We start from the raw sequence: 14216 nt of genomic DNA, 5'->3' as shown, positions 1-14216 counted from the left end.
AGATATCTTTAGCAACCCCACGGAGATCAGCGTCAGGCCCGGCCGCGATACAGCCAGGCGTACCGGTGCAGCACGACGCGCTCGCGCGACTCCAGGTCAGCAATCAGCCGGGCGCGGAACTCCGCCCGGTGCCCCGCGCTGAGATCGTCGAAGAACTTGCGGGTGCCGTGCGTCTGCAACCACTGCCAGAACGTCTCGGCGTCCGGGACGGCCAACTCGATGCGCAGATCCGTCTCGTCGAGGTCGGTGAAACCCTCGGCGGCCAGCGCCGCCAACTCCTCGAAGGGTTCACCCATGCCGCCGCGCGGCGGCAGGTACTGGGCGAACTCCGCAAACAGGGCGTCGGACCCGTCGGCGAACTCGAATCCGTCCGGCACCCGCCCCGGGCCGGTGAACGCGAACAGCCCGCCCGGCTTCAGCACGCGCTTGACCTCCCGTACGGCGGCCCGCGGATCGTCGAGAAGGTGCATGACGAAACCGGCGGTCACGACGGCGAAGGTGTCGTCGTCGAAGTCCAGCCGGCCCGCGTCCATGACCCGGGCGTCCAGCTCGGGATGCTCCTGCCGCAGCCGCCCGACCATGCCGGCCGAGGCGTCCGTCGCGGTCACCGCGAACCCCCTGGCGTGGGCCGGCACGGCGATGGCGCCGCGCCCGGCGCCGACGTCCAGCAGGCGGTCACCGGGACCGGGCGGGGGCAGCCGGTCCACGCACAACCGCCCGAACGCCTCGAAGAACGGCAGCACCTCGTCATAGCGATCGGCGACCCGGTCGAACAGCTCCACAACCTCACTGGACATGGCCACGCATCCTTGGTTGACCTGCGCGAACGTGCAACCGGAATTCCTGCCGTCACCCCACACCGTGAACCCTTTGGCGGGCTGGCGCGGAGACATAGGTGTTCGTGTTACCAGGCGAGGGGAAAACGGGTGTCCGTTCACACCACCATGCTGGCCGACGACGTCGGCGCCAGACCCGACGACGCCGCTGTCATCAGGGCGTCGCTGGGCAACGGTGAATGCTTCTCACTGCTGTACGACCGCTACGCCGACCAGTTGTTCCGCTACGCGGCCCGACGGTTGGGCCCGGAAAACGCCGACGACGTGGTCTCGGAGACGTTCCTGGCCGCCTTCCGCCGGCGGCACCGGTACGACCTCAACTATCTCGACGCCCGGCCGTGGCTGTTCGGGATCCTCACCAAGCTGATCGCCGGGCGGCGCCGCGCTGAGCTGGCGCGCTACCGGGCGCTGTCCCGGGCCGACGCGACCGAACCGGTCGACGACGGGCTGGCGAGCCGCGTCGCCGAGCACGTCAGCGCGGCCGCGGCCCGGACCGGGCTGGTGCGGGCCCTGACCGGGCTGGCGCCGGGTGACCGCGACGTGCTGCTGCTGGTGGCGTGGAACGACTTCACCTACCAGGAGGTCGCCGACGCGCTCGGGATCAAGCTCGGCACGGTGCGGTCCCGGCTGCACCGGGCCCGCGAGCGGGTCCGCAAGGCCCTCGGCGACACCAATCCCATCGACTTCGACGAGGAGAAATGATGCGCGAGCTGACCGCAGTCAAGGAATTCGGCGCGACCCTGGACGGCGCCGACGGCCCGTCGCCGGAAGCCCGCCAGCGGACACTGGCACAGTTCCACGGTACGGCCCGCTCCCGCAGGGCAGGCTGGGGCCGCCTCGGGCACCCCGGGCGGCTGGTGCTGGCCGGCGGCCTCGCCGCGGTCGTCACCGGCGCCGTACTGGTCTCCCAGGTGGTCTCCATCGACCACCGCCCCCCGGCATCCCAGGCGGCCGCGGCGCAGATCCTGCGCGCGGCGGCCGCTCACGAGGCGGCCCAGCCCACCCCCAAGATCGACCCCGGACGATTCGTGTACGTCGAGTCCATCGGCTCCGACGTGGAGACTCGCGACCTGCCCGGCGGCAAGACGGAGTACAAGCTGAACGCCAAGCACCGCCGGATCTGGCTGTCCGTGGACGGGAGCAAGGCCGGTCTGCTCCTGCGGCGGGCCAAGGGCAGCACGGGCCCGTGGAACCGCATCGAACTGCCCGGGTGCAAGAACGGGAAGAAGGTCGGATTGGATGGACGGCCCGCCCGGGGCGTCGACGACGCCGCCACCTGCCAGCCGCATGCGGCGTTCCAGGCGGACCTGCCGACCGAGGCCGGGGCCATGCGCCGCTACCTCTACGAGCACAGCCAGGGCGACAATCCGCGTGACGTGCAGGCCTTCATCACCGCCGGTGACCTGATCCGTGAGCGGTACCTGACCCCGGCGCAACTGGGGGCCGTGTTCGGTGCGCTCGCCGACGTCCCCGGCACGAAGCTGGTCGGTGCCGTCACCGACGAGGCCGGCCGCTCCGGCGTGGCGATCGGGATGCCCGAGGACGCCCGGGGAACGCGCTCCGACCTGATCTTCGACGCGCACACCCACGCGTTCCTCGGGGAACGGAAGACCCTCACCCGCGCCTTCGCGGACTTCCAGGCGGGTGACGTGGCGAGCTCGTCGGCCAACCTGGTCACCGCCTTCGTCGACCGGCCGGGCCAGCTGCCCTGACCCGGCCGTACACTCCGGGCCGGCACCGGTGCGGTGCCGGCCCGGTCCCGTCCGGGGTCCTGATCATTGTTGGGTTTGACGGCGAGTCGTGCGGGAGTACGCATGCAGGGCGAGCTGGTTCGATGCATCCTCGCCGTGGCGGTGATGCTGCCCTGGGTCTCCGACCGCCGGCATGGGCAGGGAACAGGTCATCGACGCGTACGTGGACGCCCTTCAGCGGGGCGACCGGGACCGCCTCGTCGAGCTGACAACCCACGGCTGGACCAGGTTGGCGAGATCGACGAGAAGATCGCCGCCATTGGCGACCAGAAATGGATCGGCGTCCAGACCAGCTGGCTCGCGAACCCGGTAACCGGAGACCCGGATGCCGCCCGCCTCACCGCCACGGTTTCCGATCGCAACAGGATCACCGATCAGGTGACGGTCAGAAAGGTCGACGGTCCTGGTACGTCAACCTCGGCACCCGCACGCCACGACCCGACGACCCGCCGACCTCCTCAACGGAACGCCCTGCTGACGGAGGGTTTGGCCGGGTGGCGGTCGAGTACCTGATTGAGTGCTTCGATGGCGTTGCGGTGCAGAGGCGGCCTCACGTGGGCGTAGATGTCGGCGGTGACGCGCGGCCGGGCGGGACCCAGCCTGGGCAGCTGACGAGCGACCCTCCTCCTGGCACTCGGGATGGCCGGCTACACAAAGTCTGGTGTCATCGGGCGACCGTCGCTTTAGCACAGCCAAGAAGGCGCAGCTGTAATCGCCAGCCTGACGAGATCATTCGAACCGTTGCTCGAAGCACTCAGGACCGCCTGATGAGACTCAGTCATGGGCACGATGTGCCCTGCCCCCAGGCGCAGGTCACCAGGCGGGCCGCTGAGCTCACTGCCAGCCTCCTCATTCGACCCAGTCTCATAGCCATGGGGAGAAATATGCTGCCAAGCCCCCTCGCCAAGTCGGTCATATGCTCTCTGCGCAACGTAGAGTATTGGTTCTGAGCTTGGAACGTGGGAATGGGTGAAGCTTTGGAAGGAACGGGCACCGCTGAGAACATCTCTATAGGCAGCCTCGCCGGCGAGCAAACCTACAGTCGGTATCGCGTGCAGAGCGGTTGGGCGGCCGCTGGGCGCGGCTGATGGAAAATTCCCGAGACCCCGATGATCGCTGATCATGAGGCTCCCGCAGCTCACCTTCGATTGACCCTCGGTCCCTCAACCAGCTCGGGCGGGGCCGATCCAGCCAATGCCGAGCCTGTGCCGAGCCTGATGTGCCGAGCCTGTGTGATCCGAGCCTGATGTTGTGAGGAGTTTCTATGCGGGTTTAAAACGGCCCGCTTCGCGGGCCGGTCGCGCCGCCCAGCAGGGCCGGGCTGGCGCCGGGGTTGCAGCCCTGCGGCAGGCGTGAACGGACATGCAGAAGCCCCGGCTCCTCCTCAGTCAGGAGGACGGGCCGGGGCTTCCAGTGTCAGAGCCGTAGATCCGCCCGATGGCTACGCGGACGATCGGCAGCAGGTCGCGGGGGTGGCCGCTCAGCACGCCGGATTCGGCGATCGCGCGGTGGGCTGCGGCGTGGATCTCCGACGGGAGCCATCCTTCCGGCAGCAACTGGAACCACCGGTATCCCCTGGGTCGGCGGTCTGGCACCCCTCCGTCGCGGAGATACTCGTCGGCGGCGTTCTCGTTTTCGGCCAGCTCGTCGGCGAGGATGGGTAGTCGGTACTCCCGCGTTCCCGGCCCCATCTCCTCCGCGACCTGCCAGTGGTGGGTGCGGGTGTCCGGGAAACGTGCGATGCTCTCAGGCCCGGCCAGCCACGCGAGCATCAAGTCCCAGCCGGTGTGCCCGCATTCCCAGTAGCTGCCGGACGGTGTTTGGAATGGTTCGTCGGCGAGCAGGTCGTCTGGCGTCGTCCCATCCAGAACCGGTGCCGTCTCCCAAGCTGTTCGGGTGCCGGGGTTCTCCACGTCGGTCTCCCCTGCAGCGCCTTGCCGATGACCTCACGATCGGGGAAGCGCAGCGTACTGGTGGGCTGCCAGAACAACCAGTCCAACAGGCATCCTCGCCGGACGGGCAGGCTCCCAGGATGATCCAGACGGTTCGGTCCCGGCTCGTGGGTGGTGGGAGTCGGGGTGGAGTCATCCCGGCCGCCTGCCCAAGGGATGCCGGGCCCCCGCCCGGCATGGCGAAGCCCAGGCGACCGGGATGACTCCTCGGGAACGTTCGGCTGCTGCCGCCTCACACGGTCTCTCCCTCCGTTCGGGGGACTAGTCGGCTGCGTCGGCCGATGCGAAAGCGCTTGTCATCTGATTACCGTCTGCGCTTGCAAGGACGAGCGGGATGGCCAGTCAAGCGCCTCGTCCGAGTGTTGAGGCCGGCAGAAGTGGAATGGAACGGGTAACGGTGCGGTCTAGATGGTTCACCAGCAGGCGGTACGGCAGTCGGCATGACGTCGTCGGATTCGTCGGTGTATTCGGCCTGCTGTTCCTCCTGGTCGGGTACGCGATCTTCGATTCGAGCTACCTCATGTCGAACGCCTGCATCGGTACCGGCGGTCAAATGGTCTGCCCGACGAGCGGGCCGGATTGGGCACGCCCCCTGCCGGGGGCTGCGGCCCTGCTGGGCCTGCTCACTGGTCTCGTTGGCATCCTGGCTGGTCGCCCGGTTCGCACCCCTGCCCTGATCGCCGGCTTCCTGCTGGCCACCGTTGGCCTGGTCGGCAGTTGGTTGCTGTCGCCGACGTAACAGGCGCGACCCCAGGGGTCGATCGATGATCACCGGGTGATGGTCTGAGCAGCTCAGCGTGCCTAGGTACGGGTACTCACGACGCTGACCTGCTAAAACGCGCAGGATGCGAGCCGTGAAGATCGTTCCTTGGTTCGTCGGTAGCTGGCTCTCGCGGATCTACCTGGCCCTGGTCGCTGTCGTGACCGTGGAGGCCGTGGTGTCGATCTTGTCGCGGGACGAGTGGGACTACAGCAAGCACGAACTCGTGCCTGCCCTGTTGACCCTGCCCGGTTACCTGATGGCGAGTTCGGTGTACGACCTTCTGCTACTGCCGCTGTTCGGTGAGGGCCACTGGGCTTTGGTGTTCGGGAGCTGTGTAGTGGTGGGTGCGTTGGTCAACGCGGCGGCCCTCAACGGCGTGCTGACGTTGGTGAGACGGTTGAACGCGAGGGCCGGGGCGTCCGGCTCGGCTGCCGATGAGCGCGCCCTCAAGGGCGACCAGCTGCGGGCCCGGGACGGCAGCACCTCAGTTGGGTAGGCGCGATTCGGGCCAGCGTCAGCCGCGGTGATCCCCGGTGACCGGATGGCCACGACTAGGCCAAACGGCTCTAATCGTGCAGGCTGGCTACTGCGAAGCCTCGTTCGCATCGTGGCGGTCCTAACGCCGCAGACGCCCTAAGTAAGCGGGGCAAGCCGCCGATACAGATAGATGCGCATGCTGAAGTACTGCGCAGTTCTCTGAAGCCAACTGTCCCATTACGCCGGGGGGCGAAATGCTCCACCGCTTTCTGCGGCAGCACACATGACTGCGCGCCGATGGTGGCCTGCCGCGCTCATCAGCGCCTTACCGCATGTCCTTATTGCGATAGCGGTCGCCCACAGCGCGGCAACCAAGCCTCAGGATGAGCCCAACTACGCGGGGTACCTGTACTACCTCGAGCTGTACATCCTGCCCTGCGCCGTGATCGCGGGAATTGTCATGGCAGCCATCAGGCCAGTATGGCTTTGGGGCCTGGGTATCCTCGCGGGAACGATAGGCGGACTCTTGCTTATGTGCATGGCAGGTGCGGCTCGCTGGTAGCGGACTCGTGGACGTCTCGACCCAAAATCTTGTCGCCTGGTCCGAGTTGTGACCGTCTTGCTGTTCAGTCTGTGTCCCTGGGTTGAGTTCGTGTCTGGATCTTGGACTGGCGAATGGTACAGCCGCGAAGTACAGCAACCAACCGCGTCGCGAGCCGCAAGGTCGGACCGGTGGCGCCTCCGCGAACTCGTACTAAACCTTGAGCACTTGATTCGCCCGGAGTTACGGATCAGAAGGTCGAAGGCGCGAGATCAACCGGCCGACCATGGAGATCTCGGGGCGTCTGTGGGGCGTCGGGGCGTCTCCGGGGCGTCAGACGGCAACCAATGTTGGCCAACACCGACCATCAACGCCCACCTATAAGGGGAGGTCGGCACCGCCCTCAGGGTCGTGACCTCGAGGGCGGCGGACGAGTCGGCCTGTACGCCGGATTCTGTGTCCGGCGACCTTCCGGTCGCCGGCGGCGGTCATCCATCTCGGCCTGCCGTCGCCGACAGGCTCTTGCGGCCTACCCGCAGGCTCGGGCGAGCAGCCCTCGAACGCCTGCGCCGGCCACCGCCTCGCGGCCGTGGCCTTGCTTGGCCTTGCTCCGGGTGGGGTTTACCAAGCCACCCCGGTCACCCGGGGTGCTGGTGGGCTCTTACCCCACCGTTTCACCCTTACCGGCGCGTGCCGAGGCACGGCCGGCGGTCTGTTTTCTGTGGCACTGTCCCGCGGGTCACCCCGGGTTGCCGTTAACAACCACCCTGCTCTGCGGAGTCCGGACGTTCCTCGGCGGCGCCCGTGAAGGCGCCGACGCGACCGCCCAGCCGACTCGTCCGTCGCCCGGACATGGTAGCCGGGTCGGGGTCCGGGCGCGGGTGACGGCCCGTACATTCGGACGGGTCATGGATCTCGCACATGTTCTGCTGCTCGTCGTCGCCGGCCTGGCCGCGGGGACGGTGAACGCGATCGCCGGTGGCGGGTCGCTGATCACCTTCCCGAGCCTGCTGGCGGCGGGCCTGCAGCCGGTGGCCGCCAACGTGACGAACTCGGTCGCCGTCTGTCCCGGGTACGTCTCCAGCGTGGTGGGCAGCCGCGCCGACCTGGCGGGCCAGGCGCACCGGCTGCGGGTCATGGTGCCGACCTGCCTGCTCGGCGCGGCGGCCGGGTGTGCGCTGTTGTTGGCCACTCCGGCGCGGGCGTTCGAGCTGGTGGTGCCGTTCCTGGTGCTGGGCGCGGCGGCGGCGCTGGCGTTCCAGGCTCGGCTGCGGGCTCTGGTGGGGCATCCGCGGGCCCTGTCGCGGCGCCGCCGGGCGGTCACCTTGCAGGTGGTCGTCTTCGCCGGTTCGGTGTACGGCGGCTACTTCGGCGCGGCGCTGGGGGTGATGCTGGTGGCGGCGCTGGCCCTGGTGCTGGACGAGACGCTGAACCGGATCAACGCGCTCAAGAACGTGCTGTCGGCGTCGATCGGCCTGGTCACGATCGTGGTTTTCGCGATCTTCGGCCCGGTGCACTGGGGTGCGGTGCTCATCGTGGCGCCGGCCACGATCGTCGGCGGGTACGCGGGTGCCCGGCTCGCCCGCCGGCTCCCGGCCGCCGTGCTCCGGATCGTGATCGTCTCGTTCGGCACCGCGATCGGCCTGTACCTGCTGGTCCGCGCCTTCGTCAGCTAGACAGGATAGGGGCGAGCGCCGCGCCCCCGTGGTCGCGGCGCTCGCCAGGGAGCGGGTCAGGTCGAGGAGCCGACGGCCTCCGGTGTCACCCGGGCCTTCTCCAGGCGAGGGTCGCCCTCGTCGGCGAAGTAGTCGTCGGCGACGGTGCCGTCGACCCCGTCCGGGGTCTTGGCGGCCCGCAGGATCAGCGTGGTCACGACCGCGACGAGCAGGTTGACGAACACTGCCACGAGTCCGACGTAGATGGTCCGCTTGGTGTCGAAGCCGAACTCGGACAGCGGGAACGCGGAGCCGCCGAAGTGTTTGCGGCCGGCGGCGTTCGGGATCTGGTAGAGCATCCACATGCCCAGGCCCATGCCGGCGACCCAGCCGGCGATCAGGCCGCCCCGGTGCAGCCACCGGGTGTACAGGCCGAGCGCCACCGCGGGCCCGGTCTGCAGGATGATGACGCCGCCGATGAGCTGCAGGTCGATGGAGAACTGCGGGTCGAGGAAGATGATGAAGGCGACCGCGCCGACCTTCACCACCAGCGACGTGATCTTCGAGACGTGCGCCTCCTGCGCCGGGGTGGCGTCCTTGCGCAGATACTCCTTGTAGATGTTGCGGGTGAACAGGTTCGCGGCGGCGATGGACATAATCGCGGCGGGCACGAGTGCGCCGATGCCGATGGCCGCGAACGCGACCCCGGCGAACCACGCCGGGAACTGCTGGTCGAACAGCAGGGGTACCACCGTGTTGTTGTCCACCGTGCCGGGCCGGGAGCCGGGCAGCGGCTGCACCCCGCTGGCGATGGCCATGTAGCCGAGCAGCGCGATCAGCCCCAGCAGCAGGCTGTAGGCGGGCAGCGCGGACATGTTGCGCTTGATGACGGTACGGTTTCGGCTGGCCAGTACCCCGGTGACGCTGTGCGGGTAGAGGAACAGCGCGAGCGCCGAGCCCAGCGCCAGCGTCACGTACTGAAGCTGGTTGTTGGCGTTGAGCAGGATGCCGTCGTTCGGTGCCTGGGAGGCGGCGAACTTGGCGTCGGCCGCGTCGAAGATGTGGCCCCACCCGCCGAGCTTGTACGGCAGGTACAGCACCGCCACCAGGATCACCACGTAGATCAGGGTGTCCTTGACGAACGCGATCAGTGCGGGCGCCCGCAGTCCGGACTGGTACGTGTACGCGGCCAGGATCGCGAACGCCACGATGATCGGCGCGTGCCGGGCGAGCCAGCCCTCCCCGGTCACCCCCATGGCCTTGAGCACCGCCTCGATGCCGACGAGCTGCAGCGCGATGTACGGCATCGTGGCGACGATCCCGGTGATCGCCACGAGCAGGGCGAGGGTCGGCGAGCCGAACCGGGTACGGACGAAGTCGGCCGGGGTGACGAAACCGTGCCGGTGCGACACCGACCAGAGCCGGATCAGCACCAGGAAGACCATCGGATAGATGATCACGGTGTACGGCACGGCGAAGAACCCGGCGGCCCCCGCCCCGAAGATCAGCGCCGGCACCGCCACGAACGTGTACGCGGTGTACAGGTCGCCGCCGATGAGGAACCAGGTGATCCAGGCGCCGAAGCTGCGCCCGCCCAGTCCCCACTCGTCGAGGTGCAGCATGTCCTGCGGCGCCCGCCACCGCGCCGCCACGAAACCCATGCCGCTGACGAGCAGGAACAGAGCCGTGAAGATCACGATCTCGGTGATGTGGTCGCGCACCGCCGTCACCTCCGCTTCGTCATCTGGTAGACGACCGTGGTGGTCACGACGCCGACGACGATGAAGGACAACTGGATCCAGTAGAAGGCGGGGAAGCCCCACAGCCGGGGCGCGTCCCGGTTGTACAGCGGGGTGACCAGGGGCAGCACGATCGGGATGAGCAGCAGCCAGTTCCACGGGCTGTGATCGGTGCGCCGGGCGGGCCCCGCCTCGGCGGCGGGTGCGGGCTCAGCGGGCTCGGCCATGAGCCGTACCTCCTCATCGGAGTGCGGTGACCGCGGGTCACGGTCTCCATTCAGGAGGTTAACGAGCGACGGGGCGAGGCCCGATCATCGTGCGCCCAACGGCCGACGCGGTGCGCCGAGCGGCACCCCGCGCCGGCCGTGGATCGTCCGGTCAGGACCGCCGGGGCGCCCAGAGTCCGGCCGCGATGGTCCTGGTCAGGGACGCGTGGGCGTCGTCTCCGTCGAGCGACCACATCATCGCGCCGCCGAGTCCGGCACCCCGGATGTACGCGGTCTTCTGCAGGATCTGCGCGGGGTCGTCGTACGTCCAGAACGTGGTGCCGTCGAAGAGCCAGGAGTTGCCGGCCCGCCAGTCCCGGTACACCCGGTAGCCCTTGCCGGGCAGCGTCGCCAGGGTCTTGTAGTCCTCGGTCCCGGCCGCGAAGACGCCCGGCGCGGGCCCGCTGGCGGGCTGGAAGCGCCCGTTGCCGCCGCCGGTGACGCCGGTCCAGCCCTGGCCGTAGTACGGGATGCCGAGCACCAGTTCCCGGCGCGATGCCCCGGCGGCCACCCACGCGTCGATCGCGTTCTCGGCGGAGAAGTCCGGGTCGTCCGGGGCCCCGGCGGGCACCCGCAGCGCCGACTGCTGGTTGGTGCGGGTCTCCCACGAGCCGTGGAAGTCGTAGCCCTGCACCGTGCCGAAGTCCAGGTACCGGAAGATCTTCGTACCCTCGAAGCCCGCGGTGATCTTCGCGGGCGCCGCGGGCAGGAACGCGGTCAGGTCGTAGTGCCGGTGCGCGTCGCGGCCGAGCCGGTCGAGCTGGGCCCGGAACTCGGCGGCCAGCAGGGTGAAGTTCCGCTTGTCCTCGGGCCGGATCACGTTGCCGGTGTTGCCGGCGGAGCCGGGCCACTCCCAGTCGAGGTCGATGCCGTCGAAGATGTTCGCGGCCACGCCGGGGGCGAGGCCGGGCAGGTTTCCGCGCAGCCACAGGTCGACACAGGACGCGACGAACTTCTCCCGGCTGGGCTCGTCGAGCGCGGCGTCCGAGAAGTACGTCGAGCCGCTCCACCCGCCCAGCGAGATGAGCACCCGCAGCCCGGGGTGTTTCGCCTTCAGCTCGGCGAGCTGGTTGAGGTTGCCGGCCAGCGGCTGGCCGGGCACGTCGGCGACGCCGTCGACGCTGAGCTCGGCCGGGAACGACGTACCCCAGTCCGCCCACGGGTCGGCCGAGGCGCAGCGGCCGTCCGCGGTCACCGTGCCGAACGCGTAGTTGAGGTGGGTGAGGCGGGCCGCGGCGCCGGACGCCTCGACCTTGCTGAGCTGGAAGTTACGGCCGTAGATGCTCCACTGGGTGAAGTATCCGACCTTGTGGTATACCTGCCGGCCGTGCGCCTGCGCCGGGGCGGGTGCGGCCGCGCCGACGGTCAGGACGGCGGCGGCCACGGCGGCGAGGCGGCGGGAGAATCCGCGCATGGGCCCTCCAGGGGCGGGGATCAGGAACTGTGAACAAACTTTCCTGATCGATGAAGTTAACCCTCCCCCTAGGACTGGTCAAGACGCGTCAGCGCAGGTGAGCGGTCTCGTTGACCGACCGTACCGCGATGCCGCCGTCGGGCCAGGTATCCACGACCGAGACCCCCGCCGGGTCCAGGAACAGGCGGTGCAGGAACGCGTCACCCGCGGCCAGGGCGTCGCGCAGGATCAGCTTGATCGGCGAGACGTGCGAGACCACCACGACCGTCGCCGACGGGTACGTCTGCAGCAGCGTCGCCACCACCCCGCGCACCCGCTTGGCGACCGCCTGGAACGACTCCCCGCCGGGCGGGGCGACGCTGGTGGACTTCAGCCACGCCGCCAGCTCAACCGGCCAGCGCTGCTGCACCTCGGCGAAGGTCATCCCCTCCCACTGCCCGAAGTCACACTCGATCAGATCCGGCAGCACGCTGACCGTGGCCCCGCCCAGCTCGGCGGCGATCAGCTCCGCCGTCCGCACGCACCGGGCCAGCGGGGAGCAGACGACCGCCGTGACGTCGCGGCTGATGCCCGCCACCCGGGCACCGGCGGCCATGGCCTGCGCCTCGCCCTCGTCGGTCAGCGGCACGTCGCCCCGGCCGGAGTACCGGCCCTGGGCGGTCAGCGGGGTCTCGCCGTGGCGCACCAGGATCAGCCGGGTCGCGTCCTCCAGCGATGGCGGCGCCCACGACGCCGTGGGGGTGGACTCTTCCGGTTGCGGCTCCCGATCGGAGGCCGAACCGACATCGCGGACCGAGCCGATGTCGGGTACCGGCTTGCCCGCCGCCTCGTCCATCGCCCGGTTGGCCAGCGCGTCGGCGGCCCGGTTGCGCTCCCGTGGAATCCACTCGAAGCTCACCTCGGCGAACCGGCTCACCAGCCCGGCCGCCTCGGCGGCCAGGGGGCGCAGTCCCGGATTCTTGATCTGCCACCGGCCCGACATCTGCTCGACGACCAACTTCGAGTCCATCCGTACGGCGACGTGCGTGGCGCCCAGCTCGGCGGCGGCGCGCAGCCCGGCGATCAGGCCGGAGTACTCGGCCACGTTGTTGGTGGCGGTGCCCAGCGCACCGGAGCGCTCCAGCAGGATCTCGTCGGTCGCGGCCTCCCGCACCACGGCGCCGAACCCGGCGGGGCCGGGATTGCCCCGTGCGCCCCCGTCCGCCTCGACGACCACCCGAAGCTCCCGCGTCACGGTCACAGGCCGGATTCCGGGGTGCGGACCATGATGCGGCGGCACTCCTCGCACCGCACCACCTCGTCGGCGGGAGCGGCCTTCACCCGGGCCAGGTCGGCGCCGTACAGCTCGATGCGGCAGCCGCCGCACCGGCCGGAACGCACGAGCGCGGCGCCCAGGCCGGAGTCCTCGCGGATCTTGTCGTACAGCGACAGCAGGTCCGGTGGCAGGTCGGCGGCGAGCGGGCCGCGCGCCGAGGACTTGAACTCCTGCTCCTTGGCGATCTCCGCGTACGCCTCGTCGCGGCGCTGTTCCGCCGCGGCCCGGCGCGCTCCGGCCTCGGCCAGCCGCTGCAGCACCGCGTTGAGCGTCTGCTCGGCGGCCTCGCGCTGCTCCATCAGCTCCAGCTCGGCGTCCTCCAGCTCGGACTGGCGCCGGTTGAGGGTGGCCAGCTCGTGCTGCAGGCCCTCGATCTCGCGCAGCGCCCCGCCCGCCTCGAGCCGCTGCTGGTCGCGGTCCTTGCGGACGCGGACCTGTTCGATGTCCTTCTCGTACCGGGAGATGTCGCGGTCCAGGTCGTCGACCGCGACCTGGGCGCGGACCCGTTCGTCCTCCAGCGCGGACAGCTCCCGGGCCACCGCGTCGATCTCGGCCAGCTCCGGCAGCGTGCGTTTGCGGTGGGCGAGCTGGGCCAGGGAGGTGTCGATGGCTTGCAGGTCGAGCAGGCGGCGCTGGGCTTCCGGGGCGGCCTTCACGTGCGGGGCTCCTTCTGCGTTCGGCTGACCGCGTGGACGGTCCAGGGGTCGGTGTCGAGGTCGGACACGAGGGTGTCGACGCCGAGGTCGGCGCGCAGCCAGGCGGCCAGCTCGTCGAGCCACGGCCGCTCGCTCGCCCAGTGGGCGACGTCGAGCAGCGCGGGCCCGCCCGCGGCGAGGTGTTCGCTGGCGGGGTGATGCCTTAGGTCGGCACAGAGGTACGCGTCGACGCCCGCGGCCGTGGCGGCGCCCAGGAAGCCGTCGCCCGCCCCGCCGCACACCGCGACCGTACGGATCAGGCGTTCCGGGTCTCCGGCGGCCCGGACCCCGGCGGCGGTCGCGGGCAGGCGGCGGGCCGCGAGATCCGCGAAGCGGGCGAGGGTGACCGGCTCGGCCAGCTCGCCCACCCGGCCGATGCCCCGGCCCGCGCCCGCGGCGGCACCCTCGGCGGGCACCAGCGGGCGCAGGGCGCTCAGATCGAGCCGGGCGGCCAGGGCGTCCGAGACGCCCGGATTTGCCACATCGGCGTTGGTGTGTGCCACATACAGGGCCACATCGGCCTTGATCAGCCGGTGCACGGCACGGCCCTTGTACGTGTCCGGCGCGACCGACGACACCCCCCGCAGCAGCAGGGGGTGATGGGCCACGATCAGGTCGGCGCGCGCGTCGACGGCCTGCTCGACCGTCTCGGGTACGCAGTCGACGACGCACAGCACGCGGCGCACCGGGGCGTCGAACTCGCCCAGCACGAGCCCGACCCGGTCCCACTGTTCGGCCCAGGCGCGCGGGTACCGCCCGTCGAGGGCGGCCACCACCTCCCGGACGGTTGGCACAGGGTCGGTCGTCACGGG

The 14216-nt window shown here is 70.0% G+C and carries 14 protein-coding genes and 1 other RNA gene; 6 read left to right on the top strand and 9 right to left on the bottom strand.

Annotated elements, in window-relative coordinates:
• Positions 1 to 32: 32 nt before the first annotated feature.
• Complete coding sequence (locus tag EV385_RS23205) at positions 33 to 797, bottom strand: class I SAM-dependent methyltransferase (RefSeq protein ID WP_165449564.1); 765 nt, start codon at positions 795 to 797, stop codon at positions 33 to 35.
• 129 nt (positions 798 to 926) lie between these two features.
• Between EV385_RS23205 and EV385_RS23200 the strand changes: the two genes are divergently transcribed.
• The 3 genes from EV385_RS23200 (at position 927) to EV385_RS23190 (ending at position 3100) form a co-directional block, all read left to right on the top strand.
• Complete coding sequence (locus tag EV385_RS23200) at positions 927 to 1538, top strand: RNA polymerase sigma factor (RefSeq protein ID WP_242625030.1); 612 nt, start codon at positions 927 to 929, stop codon at positions 1536 to 1538.
• The gene (locus EV385_RS23195; RefSeq protein ID WP_130511364.1) at positions 1538 to 2548 is read left to right on the top strand and encodes a CU044_5270 family protein; all 1011 of its coding nucleotides are present in this window, start codon (positions 1538 to 1540) and stop codon (positions 2546 to 2548) included. Before EV385_RS23200 ends, EV385_RS23195 begins: the two co-directional genes overlap by 1 nt.
• A gap of 102 nt (positions 2549 to 2650) precedes the next feature.
• Positions 2651 to 3100, top strand: a complete 450-nt coding sequence (locus EV385_RS23190) for a hypothetical protein (protein ID WP_130511363.1) — start codon at positions 2651 to 2653, stop codon at positions 3098 to 3100.
• A gap of 875 nt (positions 3101 to 3975) precedes the next feature.
• Here the strand turns inward: EV385_RS23190 and EV385_RS23185 are convergent.
• Entirely contained in the window at positions 3976 to 4500 is a 525-nt protein-coding gene (locus EV385_RS23185; protein ID WP_130511362.1) for a DUF5956 family protein, read from the bottom strand.
• A 421-nt stretch (positions 4501 to 4921) separates the two neighbouring features.
• Between EV385_RS23185 and EV385_RS23180 the strand changes: the two genes are divergently transcribed.
• Both EV385_RS23180 and EV385_RS23175 read left to right on the top strand, forming a co-directional pair.
• Complete coding sequence (locus EV385_RS23180; protein ID WP_130511361.1) at positions 4922 to 5278, top strand: hypothetical protein; 357 nt, start codon at positions 4922 to 4924, stop codon at positions 5276 to 5278.
• A gap of 115 nt (positions 5279 to 5393) precedes the next feature.
• Entirely contained in the window at positions 5394 to 5798 is a 405-nt protein-coding gene (locus EV385_RS23175) for an SCO4225 family membrane protein (RefSeq protein ID WP_130511360.1), read from the top strand.
• 949 nt (positions 5799 to 6747) lie between these two features.
• Here EV385_RS23175 and rnpB read toward each other — a convergent pair.
• Positions 6748 to 7158: RNase P RNA component class A (rnpB, locus tag EV385_RS23170), an RNA gene on the bottom strand.
• Between the two features lie 70 nt (positions 7159 to 7228).
• Here rnpB and EV385_RS23165 point away from each other — a divergent pair.
• Positions 7229 to 7996 carry a sulfite exporter TauE/SafE family protein gene (locus EV385_RS23165; protein ID WP_130511359.1) on the top strand — a complete coding sequence of 256 codons (768 nt, stop codon included), beginning with the start codon at positions 7229 to 7231 and terminating at the stop codon, positions 7994 to 7996.
• 56 nt (positions 7997 to 8052) lie between these two features.
• Here the strand turns inward: EV385_RS23165 and mctP are convergent, their stop codons facing one another.
• The 6 genes from mctP to EV385_RS23135 all read right to left on the bottom strand — a co-directional run bounded on the left by mctP (position 8053) and on the right by EV385_RS23135 (position 14213).
• On the bottom strand, positions 8053 to 9696 hold the full coding sequence (gene mctP, locus EV385_RS23160) for a monocarboxylate uptake permease MctP (RefSeq protein WP_130511358.1): 1644 nt from the start codon (positions 9694 to 9696) through the stop codon (positions 8053 to 8055).
• Between the two features lie 5 nt (positions 9697 to 9701).
• Positions 9702 to 9941, bottom strand: a complete 240-nt coding sequence (locus tag EV385_RS23155) for a DUF3311 domain-containing protein (protein WP_130511357.1) — start codon at positions 9939 to 9941, stop codon at positions 9702 to 9704.
• Between the two features lie 151 nt (positions 9942 to 10092).
• Positions 10093 to 11394 (bottom strand): glycoside hydrolase family 18 protein, encoded by a 1302-nt coding sequence (locus EV385_RS23150; RefSeq protein ID WP_130511356.1) that lies wholly within the window; start codon positions 11392 to 11394, stop codon positions 10093 to 10095.
• Positions 11395 to 11482: 88 nt separating this feature from the next.
• Positions 11483 to 12628: a bifunctional RNase H/acid phosphatase gene (locus tag EV385_RS23145; protein ID WP_242625029.1), complete on the bottom strand. Its 1146-nt coding sequence runs from the start codon at positions 12626 to 12628 to the stop codon at positions 11483 to 11485.
• Between the two features lie 2 nt (positions 12629 to 12630).
• Positions 12631 to 13365, bottom strand: a complete 735-nt coding sequence (locus EV385_RS23140; protein ID WP_130511355.1) for a zinc ribbon domain-containing protein — start codon at positions 13363 to 13365, stop codon at positions 12631 to 12633.
• Positions 13362 to 14213, bottom strand: a complete 852-nt coding sequence (locus EV385_RS23135) for a Nif3-like dinuclear metal center hexameric protein (RefSeq protein ID WP_130511354.1) — start codon at positions 14211 to 14213, stop codon at positions 13362 to 13364. The genes EV385_RS23140 and EV385_RS23135 overlap by 4 nt, the downstream gene beginning before the upstream one ends.
• Positions 14214 to 14216: the final 3 nt, after the last annotated feature.

Origin of the sequence: Krasilnikovia cinnamomea, assembly GCF_004217545.1 — a bacterium.
GTDB lineage: Bacteria > Actinomycetota > Actinomycetes > Mycobacteriales > Micromonosporaceae > Actinoplanes > Actinoplanes cinnamomeus.
Note: the sequence above shows the minus strand (reverse complement) of the source record. Positions and strands in the feature narration are given on the sequence as shown.